The 14,392-nt window shown below is 56.1% G+C and carries 15 protein-coding genes and 1 riboswitch; of the genes, 6 read left to right on the top strand and 9 right to left on the bottom strand.

Annotation, left to right across the window (positions count from 1 at the left end):
* Nucleotides 1–274: 274 nt before the first annotated feature.
* From thiH to F3J28_RS21895, 7 genes are all read right to left on the bottom strand, one after another.
* The gene (gene thiH / locus F3J28_RS21865; protein WP_166879757.1) at nucleotides 275–1,408 is read right to left on the bottom strand and encodes a 2-iminoacetate synthase ThiH; all 1,134 of its coding nucleotides are present in this window, start codon (nucleotides 1,406–1,408) and stop codon (nucleotides 275–277) included.
* On the bottom strand, nucleotides 1,408–2,187 hold the full coding sequence (gene thiG, locus F3J28_RS21870) for a thiazole synthase (RefSeq protein ID WP_205247284.1): 780 nt from the start codon (nucleotides 2,185–2,187) through the stop codon (nucleotides 1,408–1,410). Before thiG ends, thiH begins: the two co-directional genes overlap by 1 nt.
* Before the next feature lies 1 nt (nucleotide 2,188).
* Nucleotides 2,189–2,389 (bottom strand): sulfur carrier protein ThiS, encoded by a 201-nt coding sequence (thiS, locus tag F3J28_RS21875; RefSeq protein WP_166879763.1) that lies wholly within the window; start codon nucleotides 2,387–2,389, stop codon nucleotides 2,189–2,191.
* Nucleotides 2,373–3,128, bottom strand: coding sequence for a HesA/MoeB/ThiF family protein (locus F3J28_RS21880; protein ID WP_166879765.1), 756 nt, complete (start codon nucleotides 3,126–3,128; stop codon nucleotides 2,373–2,375). The genes thiS and F3J28_RS21880 overlap by 17 nt, the downstream gene beginning before the upstream one ends.
* Nucleotides 3,121–3,756, bottom strand: a complete 636-nt coding sequence (thiE, locus tag F3J28_RS21885) for a thiamine phosphate synthase (RefSeq protein ID WP_166879767.1) — start codon at nucleotides 3,754–3,756, stop codon at nucleotides 3,121–3,123. Before thiE ends, F3J28_RS21880 begins: the two co-directional genes overlap by 8 nt.
* A complete protein-coding gene (thiC, locus tag F3J28_RS21890; protein ID WP_166879770.1) occupies nucleotides 3,756–5,657 on the bottom strand; it encodes a phosphomethylpyrimidine synthase ThiC in 1,902 nt (633 codons plus the stop codon). Before thiC ends, thiE begins: the two co-directional genes overlap by 1 nt.
* A gap of 89 nt (nucleotides 5,658–5,746) precedes the next feature.
* A riboswitch (TPP riboswitch) is annotated at nucleotides 5,747–5,857 on the bottom strand.
* Nucleotides 5,858–5,907: 50 nt separating this feature from the next.
* Nucleotides 5,908–6,411, bottom strand: a complete 504-nt coding sequence (locus F3J28_RS21895; protein WP_008460161.1) for an Rsd/AlgQ family anti-sigma factor — start codon at nucleotides 6,409–6,411, stop codon at nucleotides 5,908–5,910.
* 98 nt (nucleotides 6,412–6,509) lie between these two features.
* Here F3J28_RS21895 and nudC point away from each other — a divergent pair, with 98 nt between their 5' ends.
* The 6 genes from nudC to F3J28_RS21925 all read left to right on the top strand — a co-directional run bounded on the left by nudC (nucleotide 6,510) and on the right by F3J28_RS21925 (nucleotide 10,869).
* Nucleotides 6,510–7,283 carry an NAD(+) diphosphatase gene (gene nudC, locus F3J28_RS21900; protein WP_008460162.1) on the top strand — a complete coding sequence of 258 codons (774 nt, stop codon included), beginning with the start codon at nucleotides 6,510–6,512 and terminating at the stop codon, nucleotides 7,281–7,283.
* A gap of 35 nt (nucleotides 7,284–7,318) precedes the next feature.
* On the top strand, nucleotides 7,319–8,386 hold the full coding sequence (gene hemE / locus F3J28_RS21905; RefSeq protein ID WP_039289270.1) for a uroporphyrinogen decarboxylase: 1,068 nt from the start codon (nucleotides 7,319–7,321) through the stop codon (nucleotides 8,384–8,386).
* 11 nt (nucleotides 8,387–8,397) lie between these two features.
* Nucleotides 8,398–9,069, top strand: a complete 672-nt coding sequence (gene nfi / locus F3J28_RS21910) for a deoxyribonuclease V (RefSeq protein ID WP_166879772.1) — start codon at nucleotides 8,398–8,400, stop codon at nucleotides 9,067–9,069.
* 43 nt (nucleotides 9,070–9,112) lie between these two features.
* On the top strand, nucleotides 9,113–9,703 hold the full coding sequence (locus tag F3J28_RS21915) for a YjaG family protein (protein ID WP_008460165.1): 591 nt from the start codon (nucleotides 9,113–9,115) through the stop codon (nucleotides 9,701–9,703).
* Between the two features lie 186 nt (nucleotides 9,704–9,889).
* Nucleotides 9,890–10,162: a nucleoid-associated protein HU-alpha gene (gene hupA / locus F3J28_RS21920; protein ID WP_002884342.1), complete on the top strand. Its 273-nt coding sequence runs from the start codon at nucleotides 9,890–9,892 to the stop codon at nucleotides 10,160–10,162.
* Between the two features lie 14 nt (nucleotides 10,163–10,176).
* Nucleotides 10,177–10,869 carry a DUF1481 domain-containing protein gene (locus tag F3J28_RS21925; protein ID WP_166879775.1) on the top strand — a complete coding sequence of 231 codons (693 nt, stop codon included), beginning with the start codon at nucleotides 10,177–10,179 and terminating at the stop codon, nucleotides 10,867–10,869.
* 46 nt (nucleotides 10,870–10,915) lie between these two features.
* Here the strand turns inward: F3J28_RS21925 and purD are convergent, their stop codons facing one another.
* Nucleotides 10,916–12,208, bottom strand: a complete 1,293-nt coding sequence (gene purD, locus F3J28_RS21930; protein ID WP_166879778.1) for a phosphoribosylamine--glycine ligase — start codon at nucleotides 12,206–12,208, stop codon at nucleotides 10,916–10,918.
* A gap of 18 nt (nucleotides 12,209–12,226) precedes the next feature.
* Nucleotides 12,227–13,816: a bifunctional phosphoribosylaminoimidazolecarboxamide formyltransferase/IMP cyclohydrolase gene (gene purH, locus F3J28_RS21935; RefSeq protein ID WP_166879781.1), complete on the bottom strand. Its 1,590-nt coding sequence runs from the start codon at nucleotides 13,814–13,816 to the stop codon at nucleotides 12,227–12,229.
* Nucleotides 13,817–14,392 lie beyond the last annotated feature (576 nt).

Here is a 14,392-nt window from a genome sequence, read left to right on the forward strand (position 1 = left end):
GAGGGGGCGGCAACAACCGCTTTAACCCGATTGTGTGTCAGGTATCACAAAAGAAACTGCAGAAAACTGAAACCGGTTACATTTTTGCTTTTTCTCGAAGAATCAAGACGGCAGTTGCGAAGGCGGAGCGGCGTGAGGAGGCGTTTGCTGCCGCTCCGGTCAGATATCTGAACTGACCGGAGGACGGTATTTGAACGGCAGAGAAGCGACAACGACCGATCGACGTTCTTTCGGTAAACACCGAAACTTATCCATCCCCTTGCCGTGTGTTACATCAGGATTGCGCGTTTCTTCCCAGAAAGTGATCCCAGTCCTTCCAGACCGGCTGCAAACCTGACTGACGGAGCACGGCAGCAACTTCCTGCGGCGTTCGGCCATCGTGTGGGGCAAACTGCTCAAGTTCCGGGTGATTATCGGCATAGCCGCCGGGCTGTGTTTTCGAAAACGCGCTGACGTTGTTAATCGCCAATGGGATCACGTGGTCGCGGAACCACGGTGATTCCCGGGTAGAAAGCGACAATTCCACGTCCGGCGCAAGCAGGCGGAACGCACAGATCGTCTGCACCAACTGCTGCTCAGTCATGATTGAGGCTGGTTCTACGCCGCCGGTGCACGGGCGCAGGCGCGGGAAGGAGACAGAATATCGGCTTTGCCAGTAGCGCTGCTGTAGCCAAAGCAGGTGTTCGGCCACCATAAAACAGTCGGTGCGCCAGCTGCCCGACAGCCCAATTAGCGCGCCAAGGCCGATTTTATCGATACCCGCGCGGCCCAGCCTGTCGGGCGTTTCCAGCCGCCAGAAGAAATCCTGCTTGTTGCCTTTCAGGTGGTGCTGGGCGTAGGTCGCCGGGTGATAGGTTTCCTGGTACACCATCACGCCGTCAAGCCCGAGGGTTTTGAGTTCGGCATACTCATGCTCGTCCAGCGGCTGGACTTCCATGTGCAGCGAACTGAAGCGGCTGCGGATAGCCGGCAGATGCTGGCGGAAATAATCCATGCCGACTTTGGTCTGGTGCTCGCCGGTCACCAGCAAAAGATGTTCGAACCCCAGGGCACGGATAGCCGCGCATTCCCGCTCAATCTCCGCTTCATCCAGCGTTTTGCGCTTCAGCTTGTTGCTCATGGAAAAGCCGCAGTAAGTACAGTCGTTGGCGCACAGGTTAGAGAGATAGAGCGGCACGTAAAAACTGACCGTGTTGCCGAAGCGCTGACGCGTAAGCTGCTGCGCCCGCTGAGCAAGAGGCTCCAGGTAACGGCTGGCGGCAGGAGAGAGCAAAGCCATCAAGTCTTCTCGCGTCAGGCGGGAGGCGTTAATCGCGCGTTCGACATCTGCCGCCGTTTTACCGTTAATTTTGAGGGAGATATCGTCCCAGTCCAGCTGACGCCAGCGGTCGGTAAAGGTTTCTGCCATCAGGCATTCTCCTCGCTAAACTGCAGGAAACTGGTCAGCGGGCTGGAGGCCTGAGCCTGCTGGTGGCGAGAGCCTAACCCGGCCTGTGCCGCAAGGCTTCCGGCTTCCACAGCCAGACGAAACGCCTGCGCCATTTGTACCGGGTCACGGGCGACCGCTATGGCGGTATTGACCAGCACGGCAGAAGCCCCCATTTCTAACGCTTCGGCTGCATGGCTTGGTGCACCGATCCCCGCATCGACAACAACAGGCACGCGGGATTGCTCAATGATGATTTCCAGCAGCGCGCGTGTTTGCAGACCCTGATTTGAGCCGATGGGCGCGCCGAGCGGCATCACGGCCGCACAGCCGGCTTCTTCCAGACGTTTGCAGAGCACGGGATCGGCGCCGCAGTAAGGCAGCACCACAAATCCCTGTTTGACCAGAGCGTCGGCGGCCTTCAGCGTTTCAATCGGGTCCGGGAGTAAATAGCGGGCATCAGGATGAATTTCCAGCTTAACCCAGCTCGTTCCCAGCGCTTCGCGGGCAAGCTGTGCTGCAAAAATAGCTTCTTCTGCCGTTTTCGCCCCGGAAGTATTGGGCAGCAGATGCACGCCTGCCTGCTGCAGTGGCTGAAGAATGTCATCACTATGGCCACGTAAATCCACGCGTTTCATCGCCATGGTGACAAGCTGTGAGCCAGAAGCGCGAATCGCGTCGATCATCATCTGGCTGGAGGAGAATTTTCCGGTGCCGGTGAACAGGCGGGAGGAAAAGGTTTTATCGGCAATCTGTAACATGTCAGCCCCCGGCAATTGCCTGAAACAGCAGAATGGTATCCCCCTCGCGCAGCAGATAATTGCTCCACTGTTCACGTGGGATGATAGTTTGATTAACGGCCAGTGCCGCGCCAACTTTGCCCTGATCAAGCTGGGCCAGAAGGGCTGCGAGCGTCAGGCCGGCCGTACATTCCAGATATTCATCGTTAAACTGAATGCGCATCGCGGCCTCCGCAGACCGGGCAGGTGGCTGATTTTTGCATCGCCAGAGTGCGCCAGCTATGTTGCCGGGCGTCAAACAGGCGCAAAGCGCCAGCAGCAGGCGTCATGCCGGTAAGTAATTTAATGGCCTCCAGCGCCTGAAGAGTGCCCATCACGCCCACGACCGGGCCGATGACGCCGGAGGTGCGGCAGTTGCGTTCGGATTCACTCTCGTCAGGCCAAACGCAGCGGTAACAGCCATGTTCCCAGGGCGGTGTTAGCACCATCATCTGGCCGCCAAAACCGACGGCGCTGGCGGTGATAAGTGGCGTATTCCCGGCCACGCAGGCGGCGTTTACTGCCTGGCGGGTTGCCATATTGTCGCTGCAGTCCAGCACCACGTCGGCCTCACGCACGGCTTCTGTCAGAGAAGCTCCCGTTAGCCTTTCTGCCAGCGGAACAATTTTTACGCCTGGGTTCAGGCGCTGCAGATGCTGGTGGGCTGCGGAAGATTTCGGGCGCTCAATATCTTCTGAGGTGAACAGGATCTGGCGCTGGAGATTGCTGATATGCACCCTGTCATCGTCCGCGACGATAAGCTTGCCTACGCCAGCGGCGGCGAGATACAGCGCGGCAGGTGAACCTAAGCCTCCCAGACCTACGACCAGCGCCGTGCTGGACAGCAGTTTTTCCTGCCCTTCAATCGCCACGTCTTCCAGCAGTAGCTGGCGGCTATAGCGCATAAAATCTGCGTCATTCATCGCCAGTTCCCGCCAGGTCGAGTAGCTTCGCCGTGGCGATGCGCCAGTCGGGAGCCTGTGTAATGGCGCTGACGACGGCGACGCTGCCCACGCCGGTGGCTAAGACGGCAGGTATGCGATCGATGCTTATTCCGCCGATGGCGACGGTGGAGTAATCACCCAGCGTCTGAATATGTTCTGCCAGCTTATTCAGCCCTTGAGGGGAAGAGGGCATCTGCTTGGTTTGGGTAGGGAAGACATGGCCCAGCGCGATGTAGGACGGGTTTGCGCTTAAGGCGCGATCCATTTCCATGTTGTCGTGGGTTGAAAGCCCCAGACGCAACCCGGCTTCGCTTATCGCAGCCAGGTTGGCGACATCCATATCTTCCTGGCCGAGGTGTACGCCGTAGGCGCCGTGTTTGATGGCCAGTCGCCAGTAATCGTTAATGAACAGGCGAGCGTTGTAGCGTTCGCCCAGTGCAATGGCGGCGATGACGTCGGCTTCAACATCTGCATCGCGTTTGTCTTTAATGCGGAGCTGGATGGTCTTGACGCCTGCCCCGAGGAGACGTTCGATCCATTCCACGCTGTCGACGACCGGATAAAGGCCCAGTCGGCGTGAGGTGGCAGGGAAAGTGAGTCTGGACATTATGCTTCCTCTTGTCTGAGATAAATTTCGCCGCCCCGGGCGCGAAAGTGCTGGGACATATCTTCCATGCCAGCATCTCTCGCCTGTTTTGCGGCGTAATCGCGCACTTCCTGGGTGATTTTCATGGAGCAAAACTTAGGGCCGCACATGGAACAGAAATGCGCGACTTTGCCGGATTCCTGCGGCAACGTTTCATCGTGGTAAGCGCGGGCGGTGAAGGGGTCGAGCGCCAGGTTGAATTGGTCTTCCCAGCGGAATTCAAAGCGTGCTTTGGACATCGCGTTGTCGCGTATTTGTGCGCCCGGATGTCCTTTCGCCAGGTCCGCGGCGTGAGCGGCAATTTTGTAGGTAATTAGTCCCTGCTTAACATCCTCTTTGTTCGGCAGGCCGAGGTGCTCCTTCGGGGTGACGTAGCAAAGCATCGCGCAGCCAAACCAGCCGATCATGGCGGCGCCAATGCCGGAGGTGAAGTGGTCATAGCCCGGTGCGATATCGGTTGTGAGCGGGCCAAGGGTATAGAAAGGCGCTTCGTGACAATGCTCTAGTTCTTCGGTCATGTTGCGGCGAATCATCTGCATCGGCACATGCCCCGGGCCTTCAATCATCACCTGAACGTCGTACTCCCAGGCAATTTTGGTCAACTCGCCCAGCGTATGCAGTTCGGCAAACTGCGCTTCGTCGTTGGCATCCTGAATGGAGCCCGGGCGTAAGCCATCGCCCAGGGAAAGAGAAACGTCATAGGCGGCGCAAATTTCGCAGATTTCACGAAAGTGTTGATACAGGAAGTTTTCCTGATGATGGGACAGGCACCACTTCGCCATAATCGATCCACCGCGCGACACGATCCCGGTCAGGCGCTGCGCGGTCATCGGGACGTAGCGAAGCAGCACGCCCGCATGAATGGTGAAGTAATCCACGCCTTGCTCTGCCTGCTCCAGCAGCGTGTCGCGGAACATCTCCCAGCTCAGGTCTTCGGCGATACCGTTCGCCTTCTCCAGCGCCTGGTAGATGGGCACCGTGCCGATGGGCACCGGGCTGTTGCGCAGGATCCATTCCCGCGTTTCATGAATGTAGCGGCCGGTGGAGAGGTCCATCACCGTGTCTGCCCCCCAGCGAGTGGCCCACACCAGCTTCTCCACCTCCTCTTCAATAGAAGACGTGACTGCCGAGTTGCCGATATTGGCATTGACCTTCACCAGGAAATTGCGGCCGATAATCATCGGCTCTGATTCCGGGTGGTTGATATTGGCGGGAATAATCGCTCGCCCGGCGGCGACTTCATCGCGGACAAACTCCGGCGTTATGTTTTCCGGCAGGCGGGCCCCAAACCCTTCGCCGGGATGCTGGTGGCGCAGGACGGCATCACGAATACGCTCGCGCCCCATATTTTCGCGAATGGCGATGAATTCCATCTCCGGGGTGACAAGGCCTTTGCGGGCGTAATGCAATTGGGTGACGCATTGCCCGGCTATTGCCCGGCGAGGTTTGGACTGAGTTTCAAAGCGCAACTCGTCCAGGCCGTCGTCGGCAAGACGCGCTTTTGTGTAAGCGGAGCTGCGGTCACCCAGCGTTTCGCTGTCGCCGCGGTCATCGATCCAGGCACTGCGTAGGGGATTTAGCCCGTTTAACACGTTTATGGCGATGTCGGGATCGCCATAGGGGCCGGAGGTATCGTAGACGGGAACCGCCTCGTTCGGCTGATATTGCGGGGCATCTTTGCTCCCGCCGATGAGCGTTGGGCTGAGTTGGATTTCGCGCATCGGGATGCGGATATCTTCACGTGACCCGATCAGATAGATGCGTCGGGAGTTGGGGAAGGCGGTGCCTTCAAGCGTGTTGATGAAGTGTTGGGCGGCGGCGCGCTGTTCGCGGCGGCCTGGTTTGTTTTCAGATGCAGACATAGCTCATTCCAGGTTTAGTCAGGATATGGCTTGTCAGGACAACGGAAGGAGTAATGGATATGGGCCGCCCGAGAACGGGTGTACCCAAAGACAGAATTACTCTTGTTCCCTTCGCAGGTTCTAACCTGATCAGGTTCCGCGGATCCCGAATTAACGGTCTCAGCCTGTGCATAACGCACTCGGCACTCCGACAAGAATGATCCCACCTTGCGGTGGGAAAGTTGTAAATTACTCGTTAATAGCTAACAACTCAAGCTGGACTTGCCAGCCCGGCAGGATCGCTGGCGCTGCCGTCGAGGTTGTTATCAATAGCCAGGAGGACTAGTTTATCTTCAAGGGTGAAGCGGGACTCCAGGCACTCGCCAATCTCCGACAGCGCCTGCTGAAACTCGACCCAGCTGTCGCGGTCGATGGCGTTTTCCAGATGGGAATCGTAGAGATCCATGATTTGCTGGGTGTTGGCTTCCAACTGAGGGTAGAGCTGGGCTGCGCTTAGCAGCGGGCTGCTGCCTTCCAGGTTGCTGATGATTCGCTCGTAGATACTGAAATGACCGGAAGAGAGGTAATCCACCAGGCCGTGGCAAAAATTGTCTAACGCTTTTTCGTCGAGCGCGGTGTGCGATTCCTTGTTAGGCTTGATCCCGACCATGTTGTAATAGGCGACCAACAGGTGCTTACGGGCCTGCAGCCAATGGTCAACTAACTCATTACTACCACCAACGCGCTCAGTCAGATTGGCTAACTGGTTCAGCATGATTGAGACTCCGTGAGTTAAAAGATTGAACGCAAACTAACCCAAAAAAGTAAAAACTAATTGTTTATATCAGTGAACACGGGGATGTGCACCAGGTTATGGAACGTGTTATTCAAAACTTAGATCATGGTTGGTGGATAGTCAGCCATGAGCAAAAAATATGGTTGCCTCAGGGTGACTTACCTCACGGCAGCGCGGAAGAATTTCAACTCGTAGGCAGCCGCGCCCTGGATATCGGTGAGTGGGAAGGTGAGCCCGTCTGGCTGATTCGTGAAAACCGCCGCTCGGATATGGGCTCGCTGCGTCAGCTTCTGGATCGCGATGTGGGCCTGTTCCAGCTGGCCGGGCGAGGCGTTCAACTGGCCGAGTTTTATCGCTCGCATAAGTATTGTGGTTACTGCGGCCATGAAATGCACTTCAGCAAAAGCGAATGGGCAATGCTCTGCGGGCACTGCCGGGAACGCTATTACCCGCAAATTGCCCCCTGCATTATTGTCGCTATTCGTAAGGATGATCATATCTTGCTGGCTCAGCACACGCGCCACCGCAACGGCGTCTACACCGTGCTGGCCGGGTTTGTCGAAGTGGGCGAAACGCTGGAGCAGGCGGTGGCTCGCGAAGTTATGGAAGAGAGCAGTATTCAGGTGAAAAACCTGCGCTACGTGACTTCCCAGCCCTGGCCGTTCCCGCAGTCGCTGATGACCGCATTTATGGCGGATTATCACAGCGGTGAAATCAAGATTGACCCGAAAGAGCTGCTGGATGCGGGCTGGTATCGCTATGACCAACTGCCGCTGTTACCGCCGCCGGGCACCGTGGCGCGCCGCTTAATTGAAGATACCGTCGCCCTGTGTCGCGCGGACTATGAATGATAGACTGCGGCGATACAGCTAAAGGAAAGGTAAACATGACTGAACTGAAGAACGATCGTTACCTGCGCGCCCTGCAGCGCTTGCCGGTAGATGTCACTCCTGTGTGGATGATGCGCCAGGCAGGGCGTTATCTACCGGAATATAAGGCGACGCGCGCTCAGGCGGGTGACTTTATGTCGCTGTGCAAAAACGCCGAGCTGGCCTGCGAAGTCACTCTGCAACCATTGCGCCGTTACGCGCTGGATGCGGCGATCCTCTTTTCGGACATTCTGACCATCCCGGATGCGATGGGGCTTGGGCTTTACTTTGAAGCCGGGGAAGGCCCGCGCTTTAGCTCCCCGATTCAAAGCCTGGCCGACGTTCAAAAGCTGCCGATTCCCGATCCGGAAGGCGAGCTGGCATACGTGATGAACGCGGTGCGCACTATTCGCCGTGAACTGAAGGGTGAAGTGCCGCTGATTGGCTTCTCCGGCAGCCCGTGGACGCTGGCCACTTATATGGTGGAAGGCGGCAGCAGCAAAGCCTTCACCGTGATTAAGAAAATGATGTTTGCCGACCCGAAAGCGCTGCACCTGCTGCTGGATAAACTGGCGCAGAGCGTGACGCTGTACCTGAATGCGCAAATTCGTGCGGGCGCGCAGTCGGTAATGATCTTTGACACCTGGGGTGGCGTGCTGAGCGGGCGTGATTACAAAGAATTCTCGCTCTACTACATGCACAAAATTGTCGATGGCCTGCTGCGTGAAAACGATGGCCGCCGTGTACCGGTGACGCTGTTCACCAAAGGCGGCGGGCAGTGGCTTGAAGCGATGGCGGAAACCGGCTGCGACGCACTGGGCCTCGACTGGACAACGGACATTGCAGATGCACGTCGTCGCGTAGGCCATAAAGTCGCGCTGCAGGGCAACATGGACCCCTCCATGCTTTACGCTCAGCCAGCACGTATCGAAGAAGAAGTTGCCACCATTTTGGCTGGTTTCGGGCAGGGAGAAGGGCACGTCTTTAACCTTGGGCATGGTATTCACCAGGACGTTCCGCCAGAGCATGCTGGCGTCTTTGTGGAAGCTGTGCATCGCCTGTCCGCGCAATATCACCGGGCCTAAGGTGGCAAGAGATGGATCTCACCTTACTGCGAGAACAACAGCTGGATCTGGCCTCAAAGGTGATCCGAGAGGATCGCCTTGAGCAGGATCCGCCGCGGTTGATCGCCGGGGCCGATGTGGGGTTTGAACAAGGCGGAGACGTCACCCGCGCGGCCATCGTTTTGTTGAGCTACCCGTCTCTTGAGTTGGTTGAATATCAGGTGGCAAGAATTGCCACCACCATGCCTTATATCCCCGGCTTTTTATCCTTCCGGGAATATCCCGCGCTGCTTGAGGCGTGGGGTATGCTTTCGCAGAAGCCTGATTTGGTGTTTGTGGACGGACACGGCATCTCGCATCCCCGTCGTTTAGGGGTTGCCAGCCATTTTGGGCTGTTGGTGGATGTGCCGACGATTGGCGTGGCGAAAAAGCGGCTGTGCGGGAAGTTTGAGCCGTTGGGCGACGAGCCCGGCGCTCGTTCTCCATTGATGTATAAAGGCGAGCAGCTGGCCTGGGTCTGGCGCAGTAAAAAACGCTGTAATCCTTTGTTTATTTCTACCGGGCACCGCATAAGCCTCGACGGCGCATTAAAGTGGGTGGAGCGCTGCATGGCCGGCTACCGTTTGCCGGAGCCAACCCGTTGGGCCGATGCCGTTGCCTCCGGGCGCCCGGCTTTTAAGCGCCTGCAAGCAATCGGCAGGTGATTCAGGTAAACTGCCGCTAATTTTCCGTCTTTGAGACATCGTCATGTTACAGAACCCTATTCATTTACGCCTGGAGAAGCTGGAAAGCTGGCAGCACGTCACTTTTATGGCTTCTTTGTGCGAGCGTATGTACCCGAACTACGCCATGTTTTGCCAGCAAACCGGCTTTGGCGATCCTCAGCTTTATCGCAAGATCCTGGACCTGGTTTGGGAAACCCAAACGGTGAAAGACGCCAAAGTGAACTTTGATAGTCAGTTAGAGAAACTTGAAGAGGCAATTCCTGCGGCTGACGACTATGATATTTACGGTGTCTATCCGGCGATTGACGCGTGCGTGGCGTTGAGTGAGCTTATTCACTCGCGTCTCTCGGGTGAAACGCTGGAGCATGCAATCGAAGTCAGTAAATGTTCAATCACTTCGGTGGCGATGCTGGAAATGACTCAGGCCGGTCGTGAAATGACCGACGAGGAGTTGAGAGCAAACCCGGCGGTAGAAGAAGAATGGGACATTCAGTGGGAGATTTTCCGGCTGCTGGCGGACTGCGAAGAACGCGATATTGAGCTCATTAAAGGGCTTCGTGCTGACCTCCGTGAGGCCGGCATCAGTAATATCGGTATAAATTTGCAGCAGTAAGACAGTAAAACGTGACATACAGTCTGATTTGTCCTCCCTGGAGGCTTCCAATTAACCCCCCGTCTGGTCTACATTTGTGGGGCGAATAAAAGTGGCTATCGGTGCGTGTATGCAGGAGAGTGCTTTTTAGGCATTTCCGTCGCACTCGATGCTTAGCAAGCGATAAACACATTGTAAGGATAACTTATGAACAAGACTCAACTGATTGATGTAATTGCTGACAAGGCTGACCTGTCTAAAGCACAGGCTAAAGCTGCTCTGGAATCCACTCTGGCTGCAATTACTGAGTCTCTGAAAGAAGGTGATGCTGTACAACTGGTTGGTTTCGGTACCTTCAAAGTGAACCACCGTGCTGAGCGCACTGGCCGCAACCCGCAGACCGGTAAAGAAATCAAAATTGCTGCTGCTAACGTGCCGGCATTTGTTTCTGGTAAAGCACTGAAAGACGCGGTTAAGTAAGTTAACGCGTGTCAGTGAACAGTTTTAACAGAGGGGCGTTTACGCCCCTTTTGTCCGTCTGGCGTCCGCTGCTGGCGCTGGCGGGTGTTCTGGTGCTCACGGCATGCAGCAGTAACAAACTTCCTCCTTTTACCGCTACCGGCTATGTTGCCGACCAGGGCGTGGTGCGCATCTGGCGAAAAGACAACGCCGATGAATCTACCCATATCCTTACCGCGTTTAGCCCGTGGCAGCACGGCGCCACCACCACCGGGGAATACCGCTGGCAGGGCGACAAACTGACCTTTATCGAACTCAATATTCAGGGCAAGCAGCCGGAGCATGTCAAAGTCCGCTTTGACGACCACGGCGACCTGAGCTTTATGCAGCGGGAAGTGAATAGCCAGAAGCAGCAGCTTTCTAACGATCAGGTGGCTTTGTACCAGTTCAACGCCAGTCGTATTCGTGAGACTAGCGAAGCGCTGCGCATCGGCCACGTTGTGCTGCGGCAGGGGCGCTGGCACCAGAACGGCACGGTAACGACCTGCGAAGGCGAAACGTTATCGCCAAAGCTTGATAGCGCCTCCCTGAGCCATATAGCGCGCCGTCAGAGCAACTCCTCCCTTGACGTCAGTATTGCCTGGCTTGAAGCCCCGGAAGGTTCACAGCTGCTGCTGGTGGCGAACCAGAACTTCTGCAGTTGGCAGCCTAAGCCTGGCGATTTCTAGGTATAAAAAAACCGCCACGCGGGCGGTTTAGTGTGTACTGTCGGGATTACTTCGCGTTTTCACGCGCAATGGCGCGATAACCGATATCCGAGCGGCTGAAACTGCCTTCCCAATGAATCTCTTTTTTCAGCTCCAGCGCGCGCTGTTGCGCTTTGGCTACCGTTTCGCCCAACGCAGTCACGCATAACACGCGCCCGCCGTTGGTGAGCACACGGTCATCTTCGCTGAGCTTAGTCCCGGCGTGGAACACCTTGCCATCGGCCACTTCTTCCAGTGGCAGACCATGGATAACGTCGCCGTTACGATAGTCGGCCGGATAACCGCCCGCCGCCAGCACGATCCCTAGAGCCGGACGTTCGTCCCACTTAGAATCTTTCTCATCCAGCTTGCCATCACAGGCAGCGAGGCACAGCTCGACCAGATCTGACTGCATACGCAGCATGATGGGCTGAGTTTCTGGATCGCCGAAGCGGCAATTGAACTCAATCACCTTCGGATTACCCTGCTTGTCGATCATCAACCCGGCATACAGGAAGCCCGTGTAGGTATTCCCTTCGGCAGCCATACCGCGCACGGTTGGCCAAATCACGCGTTCCATGGTGCGCTGATGCACTTCGTCAGTCACAACCGGAGCGGGAGAGTAAGCGCCCATACCGCCGGTGTTTGGGCCAGTATCGCCGTCGCCAACGCGTTTATGATCCTGGCTGGTGGCCATCGGCAGAACATGCTCGCCATCTACCATCACAATAAAGCTGGCTTCTTCGCCATCGAGGAACTCTTCAATAACAATGCGGTGGCCTGCATCGCCAAACGCGTTCCCCGCCAGCATGTCATTGACGGCAGCTTCTGCTTCTTCCAGCGTCATCGCCACAATAACGCCTTTACCCGCGGCCAGGCCGTCGGCCTTAATTACGATGGGCGCGCCTTTCTCGCGGAGGTAAGCCAGCGCAGGCTCAACTTCGGTAAAGTTCTGGTATTCCGCCGTCGGAATATTGTGGCGAGCCAGGAAGTCTTTGGTAAAAGCCTTCGAGCCTTCCAGCTGTGCAGCCCCTTCGGTAGGCCCGAAGATTTTCAGGCCAGCGGCGCGGAAGGCATCCACCACGCCAATCACCAGCGGCGCTTCCGGGCCGACGATGGTTAAGTCGATGTTTTCGTTCTGCGCAAAGCTAAGCAAAGCTGGAATATCCGTCGCGCTGATAGCAACGTTCTGCAGCGCTGGCTCCAGCGCGGTGCCTGCGTTACCTGGTGCAACAAATACAGTACGTACTAAAGGGGACTGAGCCGCTTTCCAGGCCAGCGCGTGCTCGCGCCCGCCGTTACCAATAACTAAAACTTTCATCTATAAACGCTCCGGTAATTAATGGCGGAAGTGGCGCATATCGGTGAAGATCATTGCGATCCCATGCTCGTCGGCGGCGGCAATGACTTCATCATCACGAATAGAACCGCCCGGCTGGATCACACAGCTCACGCCAGCTTCGGCGGCGGCATCAATCCCATCGCGGAACGGGAAGAAAGCATCAGAAGCCATAGCAGAACCTTTTACTTCGAGGCCTTCATCGCTGGCTTTGATACCGGCAATTTTTGCGGAGTAGACGCGGCTCATCTGGCCTGCGCCTATGCCGATGGTCATATTGTCACGGGCATAAACGATGGCGTTGGATTTAACGAACTTCGCCACTTTCCAGCAGAACAGCGCGTCATGCAGTTCTTGCTCGGTCGGCTGACGTTTAGTGACTACGCGCAGATCGCCTGCTGTCACCATACCCAAATCACGATCCTGAACCAGTAGGCCGCCATTGACGCGTTTGAAATCGAGGCCAGCCGTGCGTTTCTGCCACTGGCCGCAAACCAGGACGCGAACGTTCTGTTTGGCCGCGGTGATCTTCAGCGCTTCTTCGCTAGCGGAAGGGGCGATAATGACCTCGACGAACTGGCGAGAAATAATGGCCTGTGCGGTTTCTGCATCCAGCTCACGGTTGAAAGCGATGATACCGCCGAAGGCAGAGGTTGGATCGGTTTTATAAGCCAGATTGTAGGCTTCGAGTACGGAACCGCTGACGGCCACGCCGCAAGGGTTGGCGTGTTTAACGATAACGCAGGCTGGTTCGTCGAACTCTTTCACGCATTCCAGCGCCGCATCGGTATCCGCGATGTTGTTATAGGAGAGTGCTTTGCCCTGAACCTGGGCCGCGGTTGCCACGGATGCTTCTTTAATTTCTTCTTCTATATAGAAGGCGGCCTGCTGATGGCTGTTTTCGCCATAGCGCATATCCTGCTTCTTAATGAAGTTCAGGTTCAGCGTGCGTGGGAAGCGCCCGGCAGGATCTTTACTTTCGCCGTGATAGGCCGGGACCAGGCTACCGAAGTAGTTAGCGATCATGCCGTCGTAGGCCGCAGTGTGCTCGAAAGCTTTGATCGCAAGATCGAAGCGAGTTTCCAGCGTCAGGGATCCTTCGTTCGCGTCCAGCTCGGCAACGATCGCCTGGTAGTCGCTGCTCTTTACTACGATCGCCACATCTTTATGGTTCTTGGCCGCGGAGCGAACCATGGTTGGGCCGCCGATGTCGATATTCTCAACCGCATCTTCTAAAGAGCAGCCTTCGCGGGCAACGGTCTGGGCAAACGGATAAAGGTTAACGACGACCATATCAATAGGAGAGATGGCGTGCTCCGCCATGATGGCATCGTCCTGACCGCGACGGCCAAGAATACCGCCGTGAACTTTCGGGTGCAGCGTTTTGACGCGTCCGTCCATCATCTCCGGGAAACCGGTGTAGTCGGAGACTTCGGTTACCGGCAGGTTTGCTTCTGCCAGCAGGCGGGCGGTTCCGCCGGTGGACAGCAGCTCCACTCCACGTTGGGAGAGGGCCTGAGCGAATTCGACGATACCGGCTTTGTCAGAAACACTGAGCAGTGCGCGGCGTACAGGACGACGTTGTGACATGGTTTTATCCCTTGGCTTTGGTTCGCATATAGAAGAGCGTTAGCTGAATTTTAGTCTTCACCTTAGTTCTGGCGGTGCAGAAAAGGGAAATTAAGGAAAAGAAGAGACGAAAACTCAGCTAACGCCCCCATCGGGGGTGTCCATTTTATCGCGGTGCATTGTAGCGAAAACGTTTGCGTCGCGCTCGCGAATTTTAAGTTCAAATCCGGATTGTGGATAAGTCTGTGTGCAAAAGGGTATAAGACGGGGTTTTGCTGTGGAATGCAGCAGTCAGTCATTTTTCTGTCATTTTAGTGTTGCAGCGCCGGGAGAACTCCCTATAATGCGCCTCCATCGACACGGAACATGTGGACAACATCACAGAGTAACGGCGGCGATGAGAGTGAAAAACCCTGAAATTAAGGGTTGACTCTGAAAGAGGAAAGCGTATTATACGCCACCTCGAGTTGGCAAGCGAAAGCGACTGACTCACTGCTCTTTAACAATTTATCAGACAATCTGTGTGGGCACTCGCAGGATTGATATCTCAGCATCTTCGGATGCAAACAAATATCAAGTCTTGAAGAGTGACTACTG

Origin of the sequence: Enterobacter sp. Ap-1006, assembly GCF_011752835.1 — a bacterium.
Classification (GTDB): domain Bacteria; phylum Pseudomonadota; class Gammaproteobacteria; order Enterobacterales; family Enterobacteriaceae; genus Cedecea.

Coding starts and splice junctions, on each gene's coding strand:
- purD (WP_166879778.1), bottom strand. CDS start 12,208: ATGAAAGTTTTAGTTATTGGTAACGGCGGGCGCGAGCACGCGCTGGCC.
- thiE (WP_166879767.1), bottom strand. CDS start 3,756: ATGTCCAGACTCACTTTCCCTGCCACCTCACGCCGACTGGGCCTTTAT.
- nfi (WP_166879772.1), top strand. CDS start 8,398: ATGGATCTCACCTTACTGCGAGAACAACAGCTGGATCTGGCCTCAAAG.
- thiG (WP_205247284.1), bottom strand. CDS start 2,187: ATGTTACAGATTGCCGATAAAACCTTTTCCTCCCGCCTGTTCACCGGC.
- nudC (WP_008460162.1), top strand. CDS start 6,510: ATGGAACGTGTTATTCAAAACTTAGATCATGGTTGGTGGATAGTCAGC.
- thiH (WP_166879757.1), bottom strand. CDS start 1,408: ATGGCAGAAACCTTTACCGACCGCTGGCGTCAGCTGGACTGGGACGAT.
- thiS (WP_166879763.1), bottom strand. CDS start 2,389: ATGCGCATTCAGTTTAACGATGAATATCTGGAATGTACGGCCGGCCTG.
- F3J28_RS21895 (WP_008460161.1), bottom strand. CDS start 6,411: ATGCTGAACCAGTTAGCCAATCTGACTGAGCGCGTTGGTGGTAGTAAT.
- purH (WP_166879781.1), bottom strand. CDS start 13,816: ATGTCACAACGTCGTCCTGTACGCCGCGCACTGCTCAGTGTTTCTGAC.
- F3J28_RS21915 (WP_008460165.1), top strand. CDS start 9,113: ATGTTACAGAACCCTATTCATTTACGCCTGGAGAAGCTGGAAAGCTGG.
- F3J28_RS21880 (WP_166879765.1), bottom strand. CDS start 3,128: ATGAATGACGCAGATTTTATGCGCTATAGCCGCCAGCTACTGCTGGAA.
- hemE (WP_039289270.1), top strand. CDS start 7,319: ATGACTGAACTGAAGAACGATCGTTACCTGCGCGCCCTGCAGCGCTTG.
- thiC (WP_166879770.1), bottom strand. CDS start 5,657: ATGTCTGCATCTGAAAACAAACCAGGCCGCCGCGAACAGCGCGCCGCC.
- hupA (WP_002884342.1), top strand. CDS start 9,890: ATGAACAAGACTCAACTGATTGATGTAATTGCTGACAAGGCTGACCTG.